This window comes from Luteolibacter sp. SL250, assembly GCF_026625605.1.
Taxonomy (GTDB): Bacteria; Verrucomicrobiota; Verrucomicrobiia; order Verrucomicrobiales; family Akkermansiaceae; genus Luteolibacter.
Window position 1 is genome coordinate 4,310,963 of record NZ_CP113054.1, and the last position, 14,903, is coordinate 4,325,865.

General features: G+C 63.5%; 13 protein-coding genes. All 13 read right to left on the reverse strand.

Going from position 1 to position 14,903, the window contains the following annotated elements:
• Window positions 1-27: 27 nt before the first annotated feature.
• Window positions 28-1,335 carry a hypothetical protein gene (locus tag OVA24_RS18620; protein ID WP_267671626.1) on the reverse strand — a complete coding sequence of 436 codons (1,308 nt, stop codon included), beginning with the start codon at window positions 1,333-1,335 and terminating at the stop codon, window positions 28-30.
• Window positions 1,336-1,353: 18 nt separating this feature from the next.
• Window positions 1,354-2,007, reverse strand: a complete 654-nt coding sequence (locus OVA24_RS18625) for a c-type cytochrome (RefSeq protein WP_267671627.1) — start codon at window positions 2,005-2,007, stop codon at window positions 1,354-1,356.
• 36 nt (window positions 2,008-2,043) lie between these two features.
• On the reverse strand, window positions 2,044-2,601 hold the full coding sequence (locus OVA24_RS18630) for a DUF3341 domain-containing protein (RefSeq protein WP_267671628.1): 558 nt from the start codon (window positions 2,599-2,601) through the stop codon (window positions 2,044-2,046).
• 28 nt (window positions 2,602-2,629) lie between these two features.
• The gene (nrfD, locus tag OVA24_RS18635) at window positions 2,630-4,105 is read right to left on the reverse strand and encodes an NrfD/PsrC family molybdoenzyme membrane anchor subunit (protein ID WP_267671629.1); all 1,476 of its coding nucleotides are present in this window, start codon (window positions 4,103-4,105) and stop codon (window positions 2,630-2,632) included.
• A 42-nt stretch (window positions 4,106-4,147) separates the two neighbouring features.
• Window positions 4,148-7,516, reverse strand: a complete 3,369-nt coding sequence (locus tag OVA24_RS18640; RefSeq protein ID WP_267671630.1) for a TAT-variant-translocated molybdopterin oxidoreductase — start codon at window positions 7,514-7,516, stop codon at window positions 4,148-4,150.
• A 55-nt stretch (window positions 7,517-7,571) separates the two neighbouring features.
• Window positions 7,572-8,273, reverse strand: a complete 702-nt coding sequence (locus OVA24_RS18645; protein ID WP_267671631.1) for a cytochrome c3 family protein — start codon at window positions 8,271-8,273, stop codon at window positions 7,572-7,574.
• A 193-nt stretch (window positions 8,274-8,466) separates the two neighbouring features.
• Complete coding sequence (locus OVA24_RS18650; protein WP_267671632.1) at window positions 8,467-8,784, reverse strand: hypothetical protein; 318 nt, start codon at window positions 8,782-8,784, stop codon at window positions 8,467-8,469.
• Window positions 8,785-8,851: 67 nt separating this feature from the next.
• The gene (locus OVA24_RS18655; RefSeq protein ID WP_267671633.1) at window positions 8,852-10,093 is read right to left on the reverse strand and encodes a nucleotide disphospho-sugar-binding domain-containing protein; all 1,242 of its coding nucleotides are present in this window, start codon (window positions 10,091-10,093) and stop codon (window positions 8,852-8,854) included.
• A complete protein-coding gene (locus OVA24_RS18660; protein WP_267671634.1) occupies window positions 10,090-10,662 on the reverse strand; it encodes a hypothetical protein in 573 nt (190 codons plus the stop codon). Before OVA24_RS18660 ends, OVA24_RS18655 begins: the two co-directional genes overlap by 4 nt.
• Window positions 10,655-11,803, reverse strand: a complete 1,149-nt coding sequence (locus OVA24_RS18665; protein ID WP_267671635.1) for a glycosyltransferase family 2 protein — start codon at window positions 11,801-11,803, stop codon at window positions 10,655-10,657. Before OVA24_RS18665 ends, OVA24_RS18660 begins: the two co-directional genes overlap by 8 nt.
• Window positions 11,804-11,806: 3 nt before the next feature.
• The gene (locus OVA24_RS18670) at window positions 11,807-12,760 is read right to left on the reverse strand and encodes an NAD-dependent epimerase/dehydratase family protein (protein WP_267671636.1); all 954 of its coding nucleotides are present in this window, start codon (window positions 12,758-12,760) and stop codon (window positions 11,807-11,809) included.
• Entirely contained in the window at window positions 12,757-14,055 is a 1,299-nt protein-coding gene (locus OVA24_RS18675) for a F390 synthetase-related protein (RefSeq protein WP_267671637.1), read from the reverse strand. Before OVA24_RS18675 ends, OVA24_RS18670 begins: the two co-directional genes overlap by 4 nt.
• On the reverse strand, window positions 14,048-14,902 hold the full coding sequence (locus tag OVA24_RS18680; RefSeq protein ID WP_267671638.1) for an MBL fold metallo-hydrolase: 855 nt from the start codon (window positions 14,900-14,902) through the stop codon (window positions 14,048-14,050). Before OVA24_RS18680 ends, OVA24_RS18675 begins: the two co-directional genes overlap by 8 nt.
• Between the last annotated feature and the right edge of the window lies 1 nt (window position 14,903).

Genomic DNA, 14,903 nt, shown 5'->3' on the forward strand with positions numbered 1-14,903 from the left:
AAAAGCTAGGTATTCCGTGGGGTTCGATCAGCTCGACATGTTGGCGGATTCGAGGATGCGCGGGTCGCGGTTCGGGTAGACCGAGTGCTGGCCGAGGGCGCGGAGGAGGAAGAAGAGGAATCCGGCGCCGATGGTGACGAAGGCGAGGATGTCACCCCAGAACGCACCGGGGATGGAGGTCTGGATGGCACCGAAGACGTCCGGCTTGATGTTGCCCAGGGACACACCGCGCTCCGGGATGGAGATCAGGTAGTGGTCGAGCACGTGCATCACAAGGGTGTAGGCGGCGACGATGGAGAGCAGTTTCGGGCTGCGCTTCAGCCAGGACTGGAGGAGGACCACGAAGGGCACCACGAAGTGGCCGAAGACCAGGACGATCATGCCGGTGTTCCAGTTGCCGGTGTTCCGGATGAGGAAGTAGGAGGTTTCCTCCGTGATGTTCGCGTACCAGATGAGGAAGAACTGGGAGAAGGAGATGTAGGCCCAGAACACCGTGAAGGCGAACAGCAGCTTGCCCATGATGTGGAAGTGCTCGCCGGTGGTGACGTGCTTAAGGTGGCCGCGGCTCTTCAGGAAGGTGACCACCAGGATGATGACGGCCATCGAGTTCAGTGCGGAACCGGCGAAGAGATACACACCCCACATGGTGGAGAACCACTTGTAGTCCAGGCCCATCATGAAGTCGAAACCGGTGAAGGTGATCGTCAGCGCGAACAGGATCAGGGTGTAGGTGGAGTGGAAGCGGGCGCGGAACAGGCGCTTGGTGCCCGGGTTCGGGTCGGTGTCCTGGTCGGTGGACAGCTTGCGCAGGCCGAAGATGACCAGCGTGAGGCCGATGAAGTAGAAGGCAACCCGGCCATACCAGAACGGGATGTTCATGTACCAATGCTTGTTGTAGAGCAGGTGGTCCACGTGGTGGAGGTGCTCCTTCACGTTGCCGTGCGCGCCGCGGTGGGTGTTCATCCACTCATACAGGTACTGCTGGACCTGCGGGAAGAGCAGCGGGATGGCGAAGAGCATCATCCAGCCGTAGGTGGAGCCGAGGTTCTCGAACGTGCGGCGGACGGAGGTCCCCCAGCCGGAGTTGGAGACGTTGTGGAGCAGGGTCCAGAACACGCCGCCGATGGACAGCGTGAGGAACAGGTAGAAGGCGAAGACCCAGGAATAGGAGTAGCTGCCGCGGATCTTTTCGGGCGCGAGGAACAGCAGGTAAATGCTGACCAGCGTGCCGATCAATGCAACGGCACCGGCGATGGTTTTCACCTTCGCGATCTTCGATTTATCCAGGTGATCGCCGTTGATGGCGATGTCTGCGGATGTGACGTGATGGGACATCTTGGGCGGTGAGGAAAATTATTGGGCGGCGGGAGCCGGAGTTGCTTTGGCGGCTTGCAGCGTGCGGACGTAGGCGATGATCGCCCAGCGGTCGCGGACGGGGATGTTGGCGCCGTAGGAACCCATCATGCCCTTGCCTTTGGTGATGACGTCGAACATGCGCCCGTCCGGGTAGGCCGGTGCCTTGAACGGATCCCCGTGCAGGTTGGCGATGCCGGGCACGCCATACTTGGCGGTGATGCCCTGGCCGTCTCCGGAGGTGCCGTGGCAGGCGGAGCAATAGATGTTGTAACGCTCCTGGCCGCGGCGGATGAGGGCCGCCGCATTGTCCGCGGTGAGTTCCAGCTCGGCCGGCATGCCGGTGCCGAAGTAGTCGTCGAGCGTGCCGGTGTAGTAGTAGCCGGTCTGGCCGCCGAATTCGTATTCCGGGATACCACCGATGACGCGGACGCCTTCCTCGTTGAAGCCACGCGGCTGGGTGTCATGGACCGGCAGGCGTCCACCGTGGCCGTCCGCGAAGAACGGCTCCGGTTTCTGGGCCCGCAGCTTGTCCTGCTCATCCATGTCCGGGAAGATCCGGATCGGTGGCTTGGACGAATGCTGGCCGCGGAATCCGAAGATCCCGACAACGAGCAGCGCGATGATCGCGTAGATGATGAAGAAGTAGCGCATGGAGAAAATCGTTTGAGGGGTGCGGACAGCCGTGGGTTATTTGTCCTCTTCTTCGACGAGTTCGATGTTCGCCCCGCCGATCTCGGAGAGGAGGTCGCGGGTGCCGTTGGGGCTGAACTTCGGATCGCGGGCTTCGATGGCGATGAAGAAGCCATCGTCGGTCGCACGGTGGAACTGGCGGCTGGCGAACAGCGGGTGGTTCAGGCGCGGGAGCTGCATCAGCGCGAGCACGCCGAAGAGCACGGTCAGCACGGAGAACAGGATCGTCAGCTCGAACATGATCGGGAAGAACGCCGGCACCGTGAAGATGTTCGTCGGCTTCGCCTGCACCACCGTCGGGTAGATGACGACCTGGGTGGAGTAGGCCAGCGCGAAGGCGGTCGCCGTGCCGGTGATGCCGCCGCAGAAGACGAACCAGGGCAGGATGGAGCGCTTCACTCCCATCGCCCCATCGAGGCCGTGGATCGGATACGGGGAATAGCAGTCCCATTTCCGGAAGCCGGCGTCGCGGATCTGCTCGGCGGCTTTGTAGAGGGCGGAAGCGCTCTTGAACTCGGCGAGGTAGCCGTAGACGCGTTTGCGGGTGGTGCTCACGTGGTGGAGGAGGTCGGTTGGAAATGGATTACTTGGAGGAGACCAGCTCCTTCTGGTAGGCGGCTTCGGAGACCGTGCCGTGGTCGTCGTGCTCGTTGTTGTCGTCGAAGTGCGGGTCGGACTCCGGAAGGGTCCACTTCACCTCGGCGATGTTGATGCAGGGCAGGAAGCGCAGGAAGAGGAGGAACAGGGCGAGGAACATGCCGATGGTGCCGACGAAGGTCATCATCTCCACACCGGACGGGGAGTAGGTCTTCCAGTCACCCGGCAGCCACATCCGCGCCAGGGTGGTCACGATGATGACGAAGCGCTCGAACCACATGCCGACGTTGACGCACATCGAGACGATCATGATGACCCAGAGGTTTTCCCGGCACCATTTGAACCAGAAAAGCTGCGGGGAGATGACGTTGCAGCCCATCATCGCGTAGTAGGCCCACCAGTATGGACCGGCGATCCGGAACTTGAAGGCGTCCATTTCGTAGATCGCGCCGGAGTAGAAGGCGACGAACAGCTCCATGAGGTAGGCGTAGCCGACGATGGTGCCGGTCAGGAGGATGATCTTCGCCATGTTGTCGATGTGCTTCATCGTGATCACGTCCTGGAGGCCGTAGATGAAACGGGCCGGGATCATGATCGTGAGCACCATCGCGAAGCCACCGAAGATGGCGCCTGCGACGAAATACGGCGGGAAGATGGTGGTGTGCCAGCCCGGAACGACGGAGGTGGCGAAGTCGAAGGACACGACCGAGTGCACGGAAAGCACGAGCGGGGTGGAGAGGGCGGCGAGCAGCAGGTAGGCCATCTCATAGTGGCTCCACTGGCGGTTGCCACCGCGCCAGCCGAGGGAGAAGATCCCGTAGAGGAGCTTGCGCAGGCCCGGCTTGCACCGGTCGCGGATGGTGGCGAGGTCCGGCACCATGCCGAGGTACCAGAAGATGAGGGAGGCGGTGAAGTAGGTGGACACCGCGAACACGTCCCAGAGGAGGGGCGATTTGAAGTTCTGCCAGATGCCGTTCGCGTTCGGCACCGGGGCGAGGAACCAGGCGAACCAGACACGGCCGATGTGGAAGGCCGGGAAGATACCCGCGCAACACACGGCGAAGATGGTCATGGCCTCCGCCGCGCGGTTGATGGACGTCCGCCAATTCTGTCGTGTGAGGAACAGCACCGCCGAAATCAGCGTTCCGGCGTGGCCGATACCGATCCAGAACACGAAGTTGGTGATGTCCCAGCCCCAGAAGACCCGGTTGGTCATCCCCCAGACACCGACACCCGTGGAAACGAGGTAGGTCAGGCCGCCGCCGACGCCGATGAGGGCGATGAGCGCGGACGGGATGAACAGGAGCCACCAGAGGAGCGGCTGCTTGTTTTCGACGACGCCGCAGATCCGCTCGGTGATCCAGTGGTAGGACCGGCCGTTGAGGATCAGCTTTTCACGCTCAAGAACCGGGAGTTTCACTCCCGTGTGCGTCTCCGGAGCTGTGTGGGTGGAGGATGCCATGTGTGGTGGAAAGGCTGGTGGTGAGGGAATTGCGTGAACGGATCAGACCATGTCGATGGTCGCCTTGCCGACGAACTTGGCGTCCGGCATCTGCGGGTTCGGGTTCTTCACCCGGGCCAGGTAGCTGGTGCGCGGGCGGGTGCCGATGTAGTTGAGCAGGTCGTAGTTCCGCTCGCTGTTCTTCGCGCGGACCATGGTGGACTTGTCACCGTCGAGGAGGTTGCCGAAGCTGATGGCTTCCGCACCGCAGACGTCCTGGCAGGCCACCTTGAGGGCTTCCACCGGCACGCGGAGGGTGTTGGTGGTGACCTGGACTTCCGGAGACTTCCGGCCGTCCGCGAGCACTTCGTGCTTCTGGGCGCGCTTCTGGCGGATGACGGCGTCCTTGAGGCGCTGCACGCAGTAGGTGCACTTCTCCATCACACCGCGCATGCGGACGGTGACGTTCGGGTTGCGCTGGAGGTGCGGCCCCTGGCCGACCTGCTTCTCGCCGAACGGTCCCTTGTTGAGGTTGTGGGCGATGAGCGGGTTGCGCTTGTTGTAGTCGAAGAAGTTGAAGCGGCGGGCCTTGTACGGGCAGTTGTTCGCGCAGTAGCGGGTGCCGATGCAGCGGTTGTAGGCCATCGCGTTGAGGCCGTCCTCGGTGTGGACGGTGGCGTTCACCGGGCAGACCGTTTCGCACGGGGCGCTTTCGCACTGCACGCAGGAGACACCCTGGGTGATCATCTCCGGGTTGCCCGGGTCGAAGTCGTTGTCCTTGTGGACGGCGTAGTAGCGGTCCATCCGGACCCAGTGCATCTCACGGCCGCGGGCGACCTGTTCCTTGCCGACGATCGGGATGTTGTTCTCCGCCTGGCAGGCGATGAGGCAGGCGTTGCAGCCGGTGCAGGCGGAAAGGTCGATGGCCATGGCCCACTGGTGCAGCGGGTCGCTGAGGAGCGGCTTGGCCTTGCCGTCCTTGCCGGGGTCCCAGGTGGAGGAGCCTTCCTGCTTGTAGAGGGAGATGTTCTCAGGGGCGTGGGAGTCGTTGCCCTGCTTCTTGACGCCGGCGAGCTGCTTGGCGAAGTCACCCTTCAGCTCATCGGTTTCGATGGTGGAGATCTCACGGGCCAGCGCGCGGCCATACATGGAGTTGTGCTCCTGGGTGAGGGCCACGTGGTAGCGTTTGGCGATCTTCTCGGCCGTGGCCCCGGTGGCGTAATATTCGCTGCCGGATTTGCGGAGGACGTAGGCATCGAAACCGCGGTTCACACCGACGAGGCCGACGTGGGAGGCTTTCTTCGTGTCACGCTCCAGTTCATCCTCTTCATTGAAGCCTTGGCCGTAGCCGAGCGGGATGACGATGGTGTTCTCCGCCTGGCCGAAGGAAATGAGGACGGCGATCTCGATGGTGACGCCGTTGACGGTCAGCTTGATCATCGGCGCGGTGCGGTGTTCGCCTTCGTTGTCCCCTTCCGGGGCACGGTCGGCGAAGCGGGTGCTGAGCGGCACGAGATCCTTGTAGATGCCCAGATCCTTGGCGGTCTGCGGGGCGATGAGCGCCGCGTTGTCCCAGGTCAGCTTGGACACTGGATCGGGGGCTTCCTGGAGCCAGCCGTTGTCGATCCAGCGGCCGTCATAGACGGAGGCGTCCGTGGCGAAGATCACATCCAGCGAGGTGGTGGAAGGCACTTCGCGACGGATGGAGCCGAGACCGGACCAGACGTTCTGCGGAAGGCTGACTTCCGTGGCGGGATAGCCGGAATCCTTCAGGAAGCCATCGCGGAGCAACTGCTTCCAGACGGTGTCCCCTTCCCCGCCGATTGCGGCGAAGGTGGCGCGGACGGCGGTGTAGGCAGGGGATGCCGCGCCTTCCTCACCTTCGCCGTTGATCAGCTTGCCTTCCTCCGAAAGCAGCGCGAGCAGGAGTTCCAGCTCCGAAACACAGTCCGCGTAGAGCGGCAGGATCATCGGCTGGACGATGGTGTAGGTGCCGCGGACGCTGCGGGCGTCCGACCACGTTTCCAGATAATGGGCGGCCGGAATGTGCCAGGTGGAGGCATGCGCCGTGGCGTCCGTGCGGGTGCCGAGATGGATGCTGGCCTTCAGTTTCTTGAAGGAATCCGCGAAACCGAGGTCCGCGAGCGCGTCGTGGAGCGGGTTGGCGGGGGTGAGGAGGATCAGGGTATCGACCGCACCGGAATCAATGTCCGCCTTGACGTCCGCCAGGGTGCCGAGGCCGGTCACTTCCGTGCGGTAGGTGGCGAGCGGCTTGCCTTCACCGATGTTGCCGAGCTTGCTGTTGATCTCGAACGCGAGCTGGCGGATGGCGGCGGGCAGGCGGGATCCGGCGAGGACGACGGACTTGCCGGCGTTGGCCTTCAGGTCCTCGACCAAGGCGGCGATCCACTGCAGGTGCTTGGCGTCGGTCACTTCACCGGCGGCGGTGAGGGATGCGGCATCCACGCCGAGGCCACGGGCGATCTGGGCGGCGATGGTGACGATCTGGCTGGCTGGGACACGCAGGCGGTGATCCGCGATACCGCCGGTCAGGGAGAACGCGGCCTCCACCATGTAGAGGCGGTTCATGCCGGCGGCGTCCGCCTTCTGGTCGTAGAAACGGCCTTCCGGCTTGCGGCGGTCGTAGAACGGACGGATCGGACCTTGGGAATCGAGCGCGGTGAAATCGCAGTCGAAGGAAAGAATGCGGTCGGCCTTGGAGAAATCAACGGCGGTCGTGACACCGTCACCCAGCACGGAGTCCCCGGAGAGGGGCTCGTATTGGTAGAACTTCGCGGCGGAGAACTTCGCGGCCAGCTCACGGGTCAGGCGGCTGCGGGTCGGGCAGTCATCGGCGCCGAAAACGAAGCCGATCTTGCCACCGGCGTTCTTGGCCAGTGCGGCCACCATTTCGTCCAGCTCCTTGCGGGAGGCCTTCTTGCCTTCCTTGAGGATGGTGCGGGAACGGGAGACGGAGTAGAGGTCGAGGACGGAAGCCTGGACGAAGGCGTCGGTGCCCTCGTTGTCCGGGTGCAGGGTGTTCGCGCCCAGCTTGGTCGGACGGCCCTCGAAGGTGGTCACCACCAGCGGCGTCGCGCCACCGGCACGCGGCATGGAGGATGCGTAATAGGTCGCCTTGCCGGGGATCACCCACTCGGGGGCCTTGGTGTAGGGGACGATGTAGGATTCCGGACGGCGGCAGGCGGCCATGCCGAAGCCAGCCAGCGCGGTGGATGCCCCCATCAGTTTCAGGAAGGAACGACGGGACGTCTCCGCGTCCTCACCATCCGCCATTTCCGCGGCTCCCTGCGGGAACTCCCGCTCCAGCCAGGTGCGGAACTCCGGTGAGTCCTGAAGCTGTCCCGGGCTGCGCCAAGCGACGGTGGCATTGCCAGCGTCCGCTTCCGGGTGGTTCCAAATGCGCTTACTCATGTGAGGCTAAGAATTTCGGGAAAAATCGGGGATGATTGGAAAGGGCGGGGAGCGATCAGTGGTGGCAGGTCGCGCAACTGGTCTTCGGCTTGATGTCGAACTGCTGCTTGAGCTTCAGGCCGAGGTCTTCGGTCGTCTTGATGCCGGAGTTCGCCTTCGCGTACTTCGCGACGTCCTTGTCGCCGTAGGAGAAATTGAAGACCTCCTCAAGCGGGCGGAGGTGCTTCTCCGGAGCCTTGTGGCAGTCGATGCACCATGCCATCGAGTGGCTTTCCGCCTGGAAGACCACTTCCATCTTGTCCACGTCGCCGTGGCAGCTCTGGCAGGAGATGCCCCGGTTCACGTGGGCGGAGTGGTTGAAATAAACGTAGTCAGGGGCCTTGTGGACGCGCACCCACTCGATGGGTTTGCCGTCGTAGCCTTCATAGCTCACGTTCATGGACTTGTGAAGCGGAGCAAGCTTCGGACTGTCCTTCTGCACGTGCTGGTGGCAGTTCCAGCAGGTATTCCCGGTCGGGACGTTGGAAGTGCCGGAAACATCCACGAACGAGTGGCAGTAGCGGCAGTCGAGACCGAGCTGGTCAACGTGGATCTTGTGCGAGAACGGGATCGGCTGGGCCGGCTGGTATCCGACGGTCGTCGCCTTTGGGGTCGCGTAATAGGCGAAAGCAAGGGCAACACCCGCCAGAGCCGTGCCAGCACAAAAGGCAATCTTCAGCGGAAGCAGGTTCGACCAGCGTGGGAAAAAATTTGCCATGAGGAGGGCGGTTCGGTGCGACTGTTTTAGGAGCTTGTGAAATTTTTCACAAGCTGTTTTCGAGTTCTTCCCGATTGGCTCGGGTCGGGCACGGGGAGAATGCCAATGGGAGGTCGGCTGGCAATGCGAAAAAACCGAAAAATTTCGGCGCAATCACTCCGTATTGAACGGCTTTTCTATCCGGCTGCTAGAATCATGAATTCGACCAATTCATACCTTGTTCCTGCCGCCATTTGCGGTAAGCGGCTGATTGCTCCTTCTTGGAAAGGAGCTTCCGGGAGGGTTCCTCGTCGAGGAATTTGTCGAATGCGGTTCCGGAACGGGTCTCGATGACTTCACCGGTTCTCCTCTGCGTCGCCTGTTCCCGGGAATTTTCGCTCTGGACCGCAAGCAGCCGCTCAATCCGGGCAAGACGGGACCCCATCACCATCACCCCGATGAGGATGAGGAACAGGATCCCCGCACACGCGGCGATGAGGATGACAACCGTGGAAATTTCCGTCTCGGGCATGCGCGGACTATGAGCCGACGGCCGCTCCGATGAGAAGTTGAAAGAGAAGGCGCGAAATCCTCCTCCTTCAGGAGAACCTCTCCCCCACCATCCGCCGGATCCGCGCCCCGGGTTCGTAGTTCGCCAGGATGTGCGCGAAACGGCGGCACTGCTCCCGGATCGCCGGATTTTCCACCACCTCACGGAAAGCGGACGCCAGTTCCTCCGGAGAATCAGCCCGGACCGCCGTCCCCGCCCACACCAGACGGGCCGCGTTGTCGAACTGGTCGAAATCCATCGGCATCACCACCGCGGGGATGCCGTGTTTCAGGCAGTGGTGGAGGATGCCGCTGCCACCATGGTGGATCACCAGATCATAGCACGGAAGATGGAGGTCATACGAAATGAACGGGTGGCGCTGGAAATTCCCCGCTCCCTCGTGCCGTCCCGCCTGCGGATCTCCGTCCGTGAAATGGAAGATCCATTCCGGATTCCGGTCGGCAAGATCACGGATGGCCGTGGCGATCTCATCCTTCCGATGGCCGAGATGGCTGCCCAGAGTCACCAGTACGTGCGTCCGCCCCTCCGCAAAAACAGGCGGTGCCGGCTCGACCGGGGGCGTGTACAACAGCGGGCCGATGAACCGGAAATGCGGGGGATAGGTCCGCGGAAACTCGATCTCGCTGGCGGCGGAAACCAGGATGCGCTCCGGGGAGTAGGCACGCTCCGAGCCGTCCTCCCGATAGACGGACGGGAGGCCCACGTTCCTGAACGTGCGGCGGAAGATCCAGAACATGAGCCGCTTGAACAGCCGGGTGGTCTTCCGCAGCAGGAAATGGAGCGCCTGTTCCGCAGGAGCCTCCGCCGGAAAGAGTCCGCCGAAGTACGCGGGCGGGCCGTCCGGAGCCTCGAACACGCACGGTGAGGGCAGGTGGCTCCACCACGGGATGCCATGCCGCTCGGCCGCAACCCCGGCGACGGGCAGGGTGAAGTCCGCGATCACCAGGTCCGGCCGGAGTTCCTCCAGGGCGGCCGCCACTTCCTCCAGCACCTCCGTCTGCAGGGAGACATTCGCCTTCAACTGCCTGAACAGGAGGAAGGGATTCCCTTTCACCGATTGCCCGGGCGAGGCGATTTCAAGGATGAGCCGCTCATGCTCCCGGATGATGGCGTGGCCGTGCAGCCCCGCCGCCTCCACGGACCGCATCGCCCCGGGGGTGCTGAGCACCGTCACCTCCGCCAGCGGCAGGAGTTCCCTGCCGAGCCCCAGCAGCGGATTCAGGTGGCCGGCGTAGGGAGGCGCCAACAGGCAGATCCGGAGCTTTCTCACCGCCCCCCTCCCCCGGTCACCCGTTGATGGAAGGCGCAAAAGAGGGCCATGGTCTCCTCCCTCTCCAGATAGTCCATGTGGCCGCAGGAAATGACATGGTCCACCCGGGGGTGCCACCACCTGGAAATCAGATCCCGGTTCCCCCGCACGGTGACCAGCGAAGCGCAGCGCGGAAGGGAGCGCGAAACCGGCCCGTAGGCAAACACGTGCAGGCGCCGCACGACCCCCTCCGGCAACCGCAGGTTCACCAGCAGCTCCAGCCCGCAACTGCCAGCCAGTATCACCACCTTTCCGGTGGAACCGAAGGCTCCCACCACCGACGGACGGTGGGTTTCCGCAAACGACGGACGCCGGCAGGCGAGGTATTGCCGCGCGTTGTTGAAACTCGCGCGGAGCAGGTTGGTTTCACTCCACCGTCCCGCGTTCCGGTAGGGGAAATTCAGATCCAACCTCTGTTCCGGAGTCACCGGCGATTGGTCGAGGAATCTCTGTTGCACCGGACTGAGGGCGCTGGTCCGGGGATCACTCTGGCCGGTCAGGAACGCGACGGTGACCCTTTCCTCATTCATCTTTGTGGAAGCGGTCGCTGGCGAAGACGCGGTACCTCCGGCTGCGCCAGCGGATCCTGCGGTTCACCAGCGCATGAATCATGTGCAGCGGTTGCAGCAGTTCCGAAATGAGGGATGCGAACGGCCGGTGGATGGGCATTCCGAACACCCCCGCCTGCATCAGTTGCAGGATGAAGGAGCGGACGATGAAAACAATCACCGTGAACACCGCCAGCCTCAACGAAGGCCGGATCACCAGGAACACCAGCGGCACCCACAGCAGGAGCTGGTGCCAGCCATACATCGCGAAGATCACCACCTGCCGGGCCGGAGATTGCCCCCGGACCAGCAGCAGCGCGAACAGGTACCAGCGGTGCATCATCCGCAGGTAGTGGGGGAATCCATCCACGTGGGTGGTGAGGAACACCGGCAGGGAAGACTGGTGGATCACCCCTCCGGCGGCCTTCACCGCCCCGGCGAGCGCAAGGTCATCCGTCAGATGACGGGTGATGCCCATGAAGATACCGATGTCCCCCGTCTTCATCACGTAGCACATGCCGTTGAGGGAGATGGGCGGGCAGAAAGGCAGCAGCGACAGGTAGGTCATCGCCGAGTTGTTGTTCACGAACTGCGCGAGCAGGGTGCCGGAGAACCCTCCGCTTTCCCGGTAGGAGGGAAGCGCGGTCGAGACCATCGCACCCTGAGCGTGCATGACCAGATCCGCCGCCGTGGCGGTGGGAAGGTGGGTGTCATCATCCAGCACCGCGAAATACGGCGTCTCCACCATCGGCGAAGCCTGGATGAGTTTGAAAACCTTCGGGTTCACCCCGTCCGGGCAGTCCGGGCAGATGACGATGGCGATCTGGTGACCCGGGTGGGCGGCCCGCAGCTTTTCCGCCACGCGGATGGCCTCCGCATCTTCCGAGTCGCACAGCCAGATGAAGCATTGCCCCGGCAGCGACAGCAGGTTGCTCTCCAGCATCCGCTCCAGCTTCTCATCCCCGCTGAGGATGGGCTGCAGGACGGTGAGGGTCCGCAGTTTCACGAAAGGTTCCTCCGCGTGCGCGTCTTTCCGCGCCTGCAGCACGGCGAGCACCCCCTTCATCCCCAGCAGGAGAAGGTAGAGGCCGCAGCACATGATGATGGAAAGGGTCACCAACATGGATCAGCGCATCTGTTGTTTTTGCCAGCGGACGAACGCCTCCACTCCATCCTCCAGAGTGACGGCGGGCGGCCCGAGAACGCGCAGGGTTTTCGAGGCATCAAAGGTTTTCGAATACGCCAGCACACCGATGCCGAAGCGGGTGATGGGCGGTTCCTTGTACGGCATGATGATTTTATAGACCCATTCGATCGCGGTCGCCAGCTTCAGCGCCTTCTCAGACGACATTGTTTTGTCCGGCAGCGGGATACCGAGGCGTTGGAACACCCCGCATAAAAACGGCTCGATTTCGACCGGGGCATCGTTGGTGAGGTTGAAATCCCCCTCCACCGCCGGGTCCAGAGCGGCGCGCAGCATGTAGTCGCACAGTGAACCGATGTGGATGAGATCCCCTTTTACCGGCGGACCCTCACGGAGGAACCGGTACATCCTCCCGGCCCTGGCCGCTGCCAGGATGCGCGGGAACAGGACCGTGTCCCCTTCCCCGAACACCGCACGCGGACGGAGGACCACCACCCGGCCGGGAAATTTCCGTGCCGCCAGTTCCCCCTCGTATTTCGTGCGGGCGTAGTGGTTCACGAAATCAGGACCGATGGGCGTCTCCTCCGTCATGCCTTCCTGATCCGCCTCCCGGTAGAAGACCGAACTGGAGGAAATGTAGATGAGGTGCTTCACGCGCTTCCGCACGCAGAAATCCACCACGTTTTCCGTGGCGGTGACGTTCTGGCGGCGGAACTCCTCAAGGGATCCCCACGGAGCTGACCTCGCCGCGGCATGGATCACCACGTCCGGCGTCTGCTCGATCTCCAGCGGCTTCGTGAGGTCCCAGGATGTGTAGTTCGCCATTTGCAGCCTGCGGCGGCCGATGCCGTGCACGCACACGGACGGGTTCCGTGAAGCCCAGCGCATGAAGGAACCGCCTACAAAGCCGGACGCGCCTGTGATGAGGATATTCATGTGGAAGTATGCATTGGGGTGACGCAGCGGATGCGACGGCGTTTTTCCCCGCGAGGTTGGTCCGTCCACTCCGGAAAGGCCAGCCGCGGAGTGGCGAGGCCCAACCTTTGGAAAAGCCGTATCATGACATTCCCCACCTCGCCCGCCATGGCTGGGGATGGATCCTTGAGGAAGATCCTCAGCTCCCATCCGTGCTGCTCGATGCGGTAGAAGTCCGGCGCATCCGGCATGGCGTAGAGTGCCTGCCGCAACACATCCGGAAACACCGGCTCCGGGAAGCGCAGGACTTCATCCGCACGGCCCTCCACGCGGGCCAGCACCATCGAGGGATTACCGCACGGACATTCCCGTCCGTCCGGCACCAGCACATCGTCCAGACGGTGGCGGACGAAGGCCTGCGACAGCCGTGAAAAGTCCGTGATGACCGGGTGGAACATCGTCCGCCCCGCATCCAGCCACTCCGGCTCCACATGCAGCACCTCCTCATTCAGATGCAGCCGTCCTTCCCGGCAGGTGCAGGCCAGGAAGCCCTCCGTCGCCTGATAGATCTGCGCGGGCTCCACCCGGAAGCGTGCGCGGATGGCCTCCGCATCACGCCCGTCCAGCACCTCCGCGACGGAGATCACCTGCCGTGGTTGGATGCCGAGGGGATCGATCCCGGCGAGTTCCGCGAGAACGGACGCAGGGGCGATCAGGATGTGGGGCCGCTGGATTTCCAAATCGTGGGCGAGATCACCCAAGGGGCGCAGCAGGTCGTAAAACCGGAAATCAATGCGGCGGCTGGCCACCGTGCGGTAGAGGTTGCTGTCGGCGCGCAGGAAGAATGCGATGCGGAGCGGCGACCTCCAGAAGCTGAGGATCCTGACGAGGGATTCCCGCGAGAGCATCTTCGCCAGGACCATGCCCGCCCACCTCTGCCGCTCCTCCGGACTGACGAGGAACACGCCCCGCTTCCCGGACGTTCCGGATGAAAGTCCCACCGTCATCCCGCCCGGCAGCACCGGCGAAAATTCCCGCCGTGTTTCCGCCTCGAGCGCGACCGCCTCCGCCTCTTCCAGATGGATGCCGTGCCGGTTGAGTGCGGAGAAGTTCAGCCGCATCTCCGCCTTGCCGATCACCGGCAGGGATTCCAGCGCGGGGGGCCGCCCCTGATAGAAGGGCACCTCCTCCACCAGCCGCACCAGGAAGCCATCCAGCCGCTCGCGCTGCCATGAAAGCAGGGCAACCCGGGTGGAAAAACGCCGCAACCAGCGCGCGGCCACGAAGTGCCGGAGGATGGAAAGGGTCTCAGGCATGCACCACCTGCCGGGAGTTGCCATGCCGCTTCCAGGTGGTGGCACAGTGGGACGGAATGATGGTCACCGAGGGGTCCGACCGGTGGAGATCCGCCAGCCGGAAGAAGGTCTCCGCGTAGCGCCGGTTGTCCGCGAACAGCAGCTTCGTCACGCGTGATGGCAGCTTCCGGCGCTCCAGCGCCTCCACCTGCCAGCAGGCATCTCCGATGAGGAACTTCCTGGTCTCCCCGGAGCGGAACAGCAGGCCGAGCTGGGACCGCGCATGACCGGGCAGCGGAATGCCCAGCAGGCTGGCATCCCCCGCGAGATCGTGGGCTTCGCCGAAACCGGCCAACCCCGGATCCACCACCGGCTGGTCCTCCGCCCATGAGACGCGGCTTTCGAAATCATCCGGCAGCAGCTTCGTCAGGAACGCGCCGCGCAGCCGGGCGACGCGGCCTTTGCCCCGCATCTCCCGGAACTCGTCACGTGTGGCGATGAAGCGCGCCTGCGGAAAGTCCCGCAGTCCCGCCACGTGGTCCGCATGGAAGTGGGAGATGATGATCGAGCCGATCTGATCCGGGCGGATGTTCCGCTGCTCCAGTTGGTGGATCAGTTCCTCCTCCGGCGGCAGCGCGGGCGGAGTGATCATCCGGTAGAGGCATTCCGGGAAGGTGCGTGTGGCCTCCCAGAAATGGCGGGAGTAGCCGGTGTCATAGAGCACGTAGCCTAGCGCGGGGTGCCGCAGCAGCCCGACCAGCGCGGGGAACTCGATGGACTTGAAGCGCCCGCCGCGCATCGCCACGCACTCCGGATGGGTGCAGTGGCCCACCCTCAGCAAGTCGAAGGAAATCGGTTCCACGGTCATC

Excerpts from the sequence above, each read along its gene's own strand:
- OVA24_RS18620 (WP_267671626.1), bottom strand. The coding sequence starts at position 1,335 with ATGTCCCATCACGTCACATCCGCAGACATCGCCATCAACGGCGATCAC.
- OVA24_RS18625 (WP_267671627.1), bottom strand. The coding sequence starts at position 2,007 with ATGCGCTACTTCTTCATCATCTACGCGATCATCGCGCTGCTCGTTGTC.
- nrfD (WP_267671629.1), bottom strand. The coding sequence starts at position 4,105 with ATGGCATCCTCCACCCACACAGCTCCGGAGACGCACACGGGAGTGAAA.
- OVA24_RS18640 (WP_267671630.1), bottom strand. The coding sequence starts at position 7,516 with ATGAGTAAGCGCATTTGGAACCACCCGGAAGCGGACGCTGGCAATGCC.
- OVA24_RS18645 (WP_267671631.1), bottom strand. The coding sequence starts at position 8,273 with ATGGCAAATTTTTTCCCACGCTGGTCGAACCTGCTTCCGCTGAAGATT.
- OVA24_RS18650 (WP_267671632.1), bottom strand. The coding sequence starts at position 8,784 with ATGCCCGAGACGGAAATTTCCACGGTTGTCATCCTCATCGCCGCGTGT.
- OVA24_RS18660 (WP_267671634.1), bottom strand. The coding sequence starts at position 10,662 with ATGAATGAGGAAAGGGTCACCGTCGCGTTCCTGACCGGCCAGAGTGAT.
- OVA24_RS18665 (WP_267671635.1), bottom strand. The coding sequence starts at position 11,803 with ATGTTGGTGACCCTTTCCATCATCATGTGCTGCGGCCTCTACCTTCTC.
- OVA24_RS18670 (WP_267671636.1), bottom strand. The coding sequence starts at position 12,760 with ATGAATATCCTCATCACAGGCGCGTCCGGCTTTGTAGGCGGTTCCTTC.
- OVA24_RS18675 (WP_267671637.1), bottom strand. The coding sequence starts at position 14,055 with ATGCCTGAGACCCTTTCCATCCTCCGGCACTTCGTGGCCGCGCGCTGG.
- OVA24_RS18680 (WP_267671638.1), bottom strand. The coding sequence starts at position 14,902 with ATGACCGTGGAACCGATTTCCTTCGACTTGCTGAGGGTGGGCCACTGC.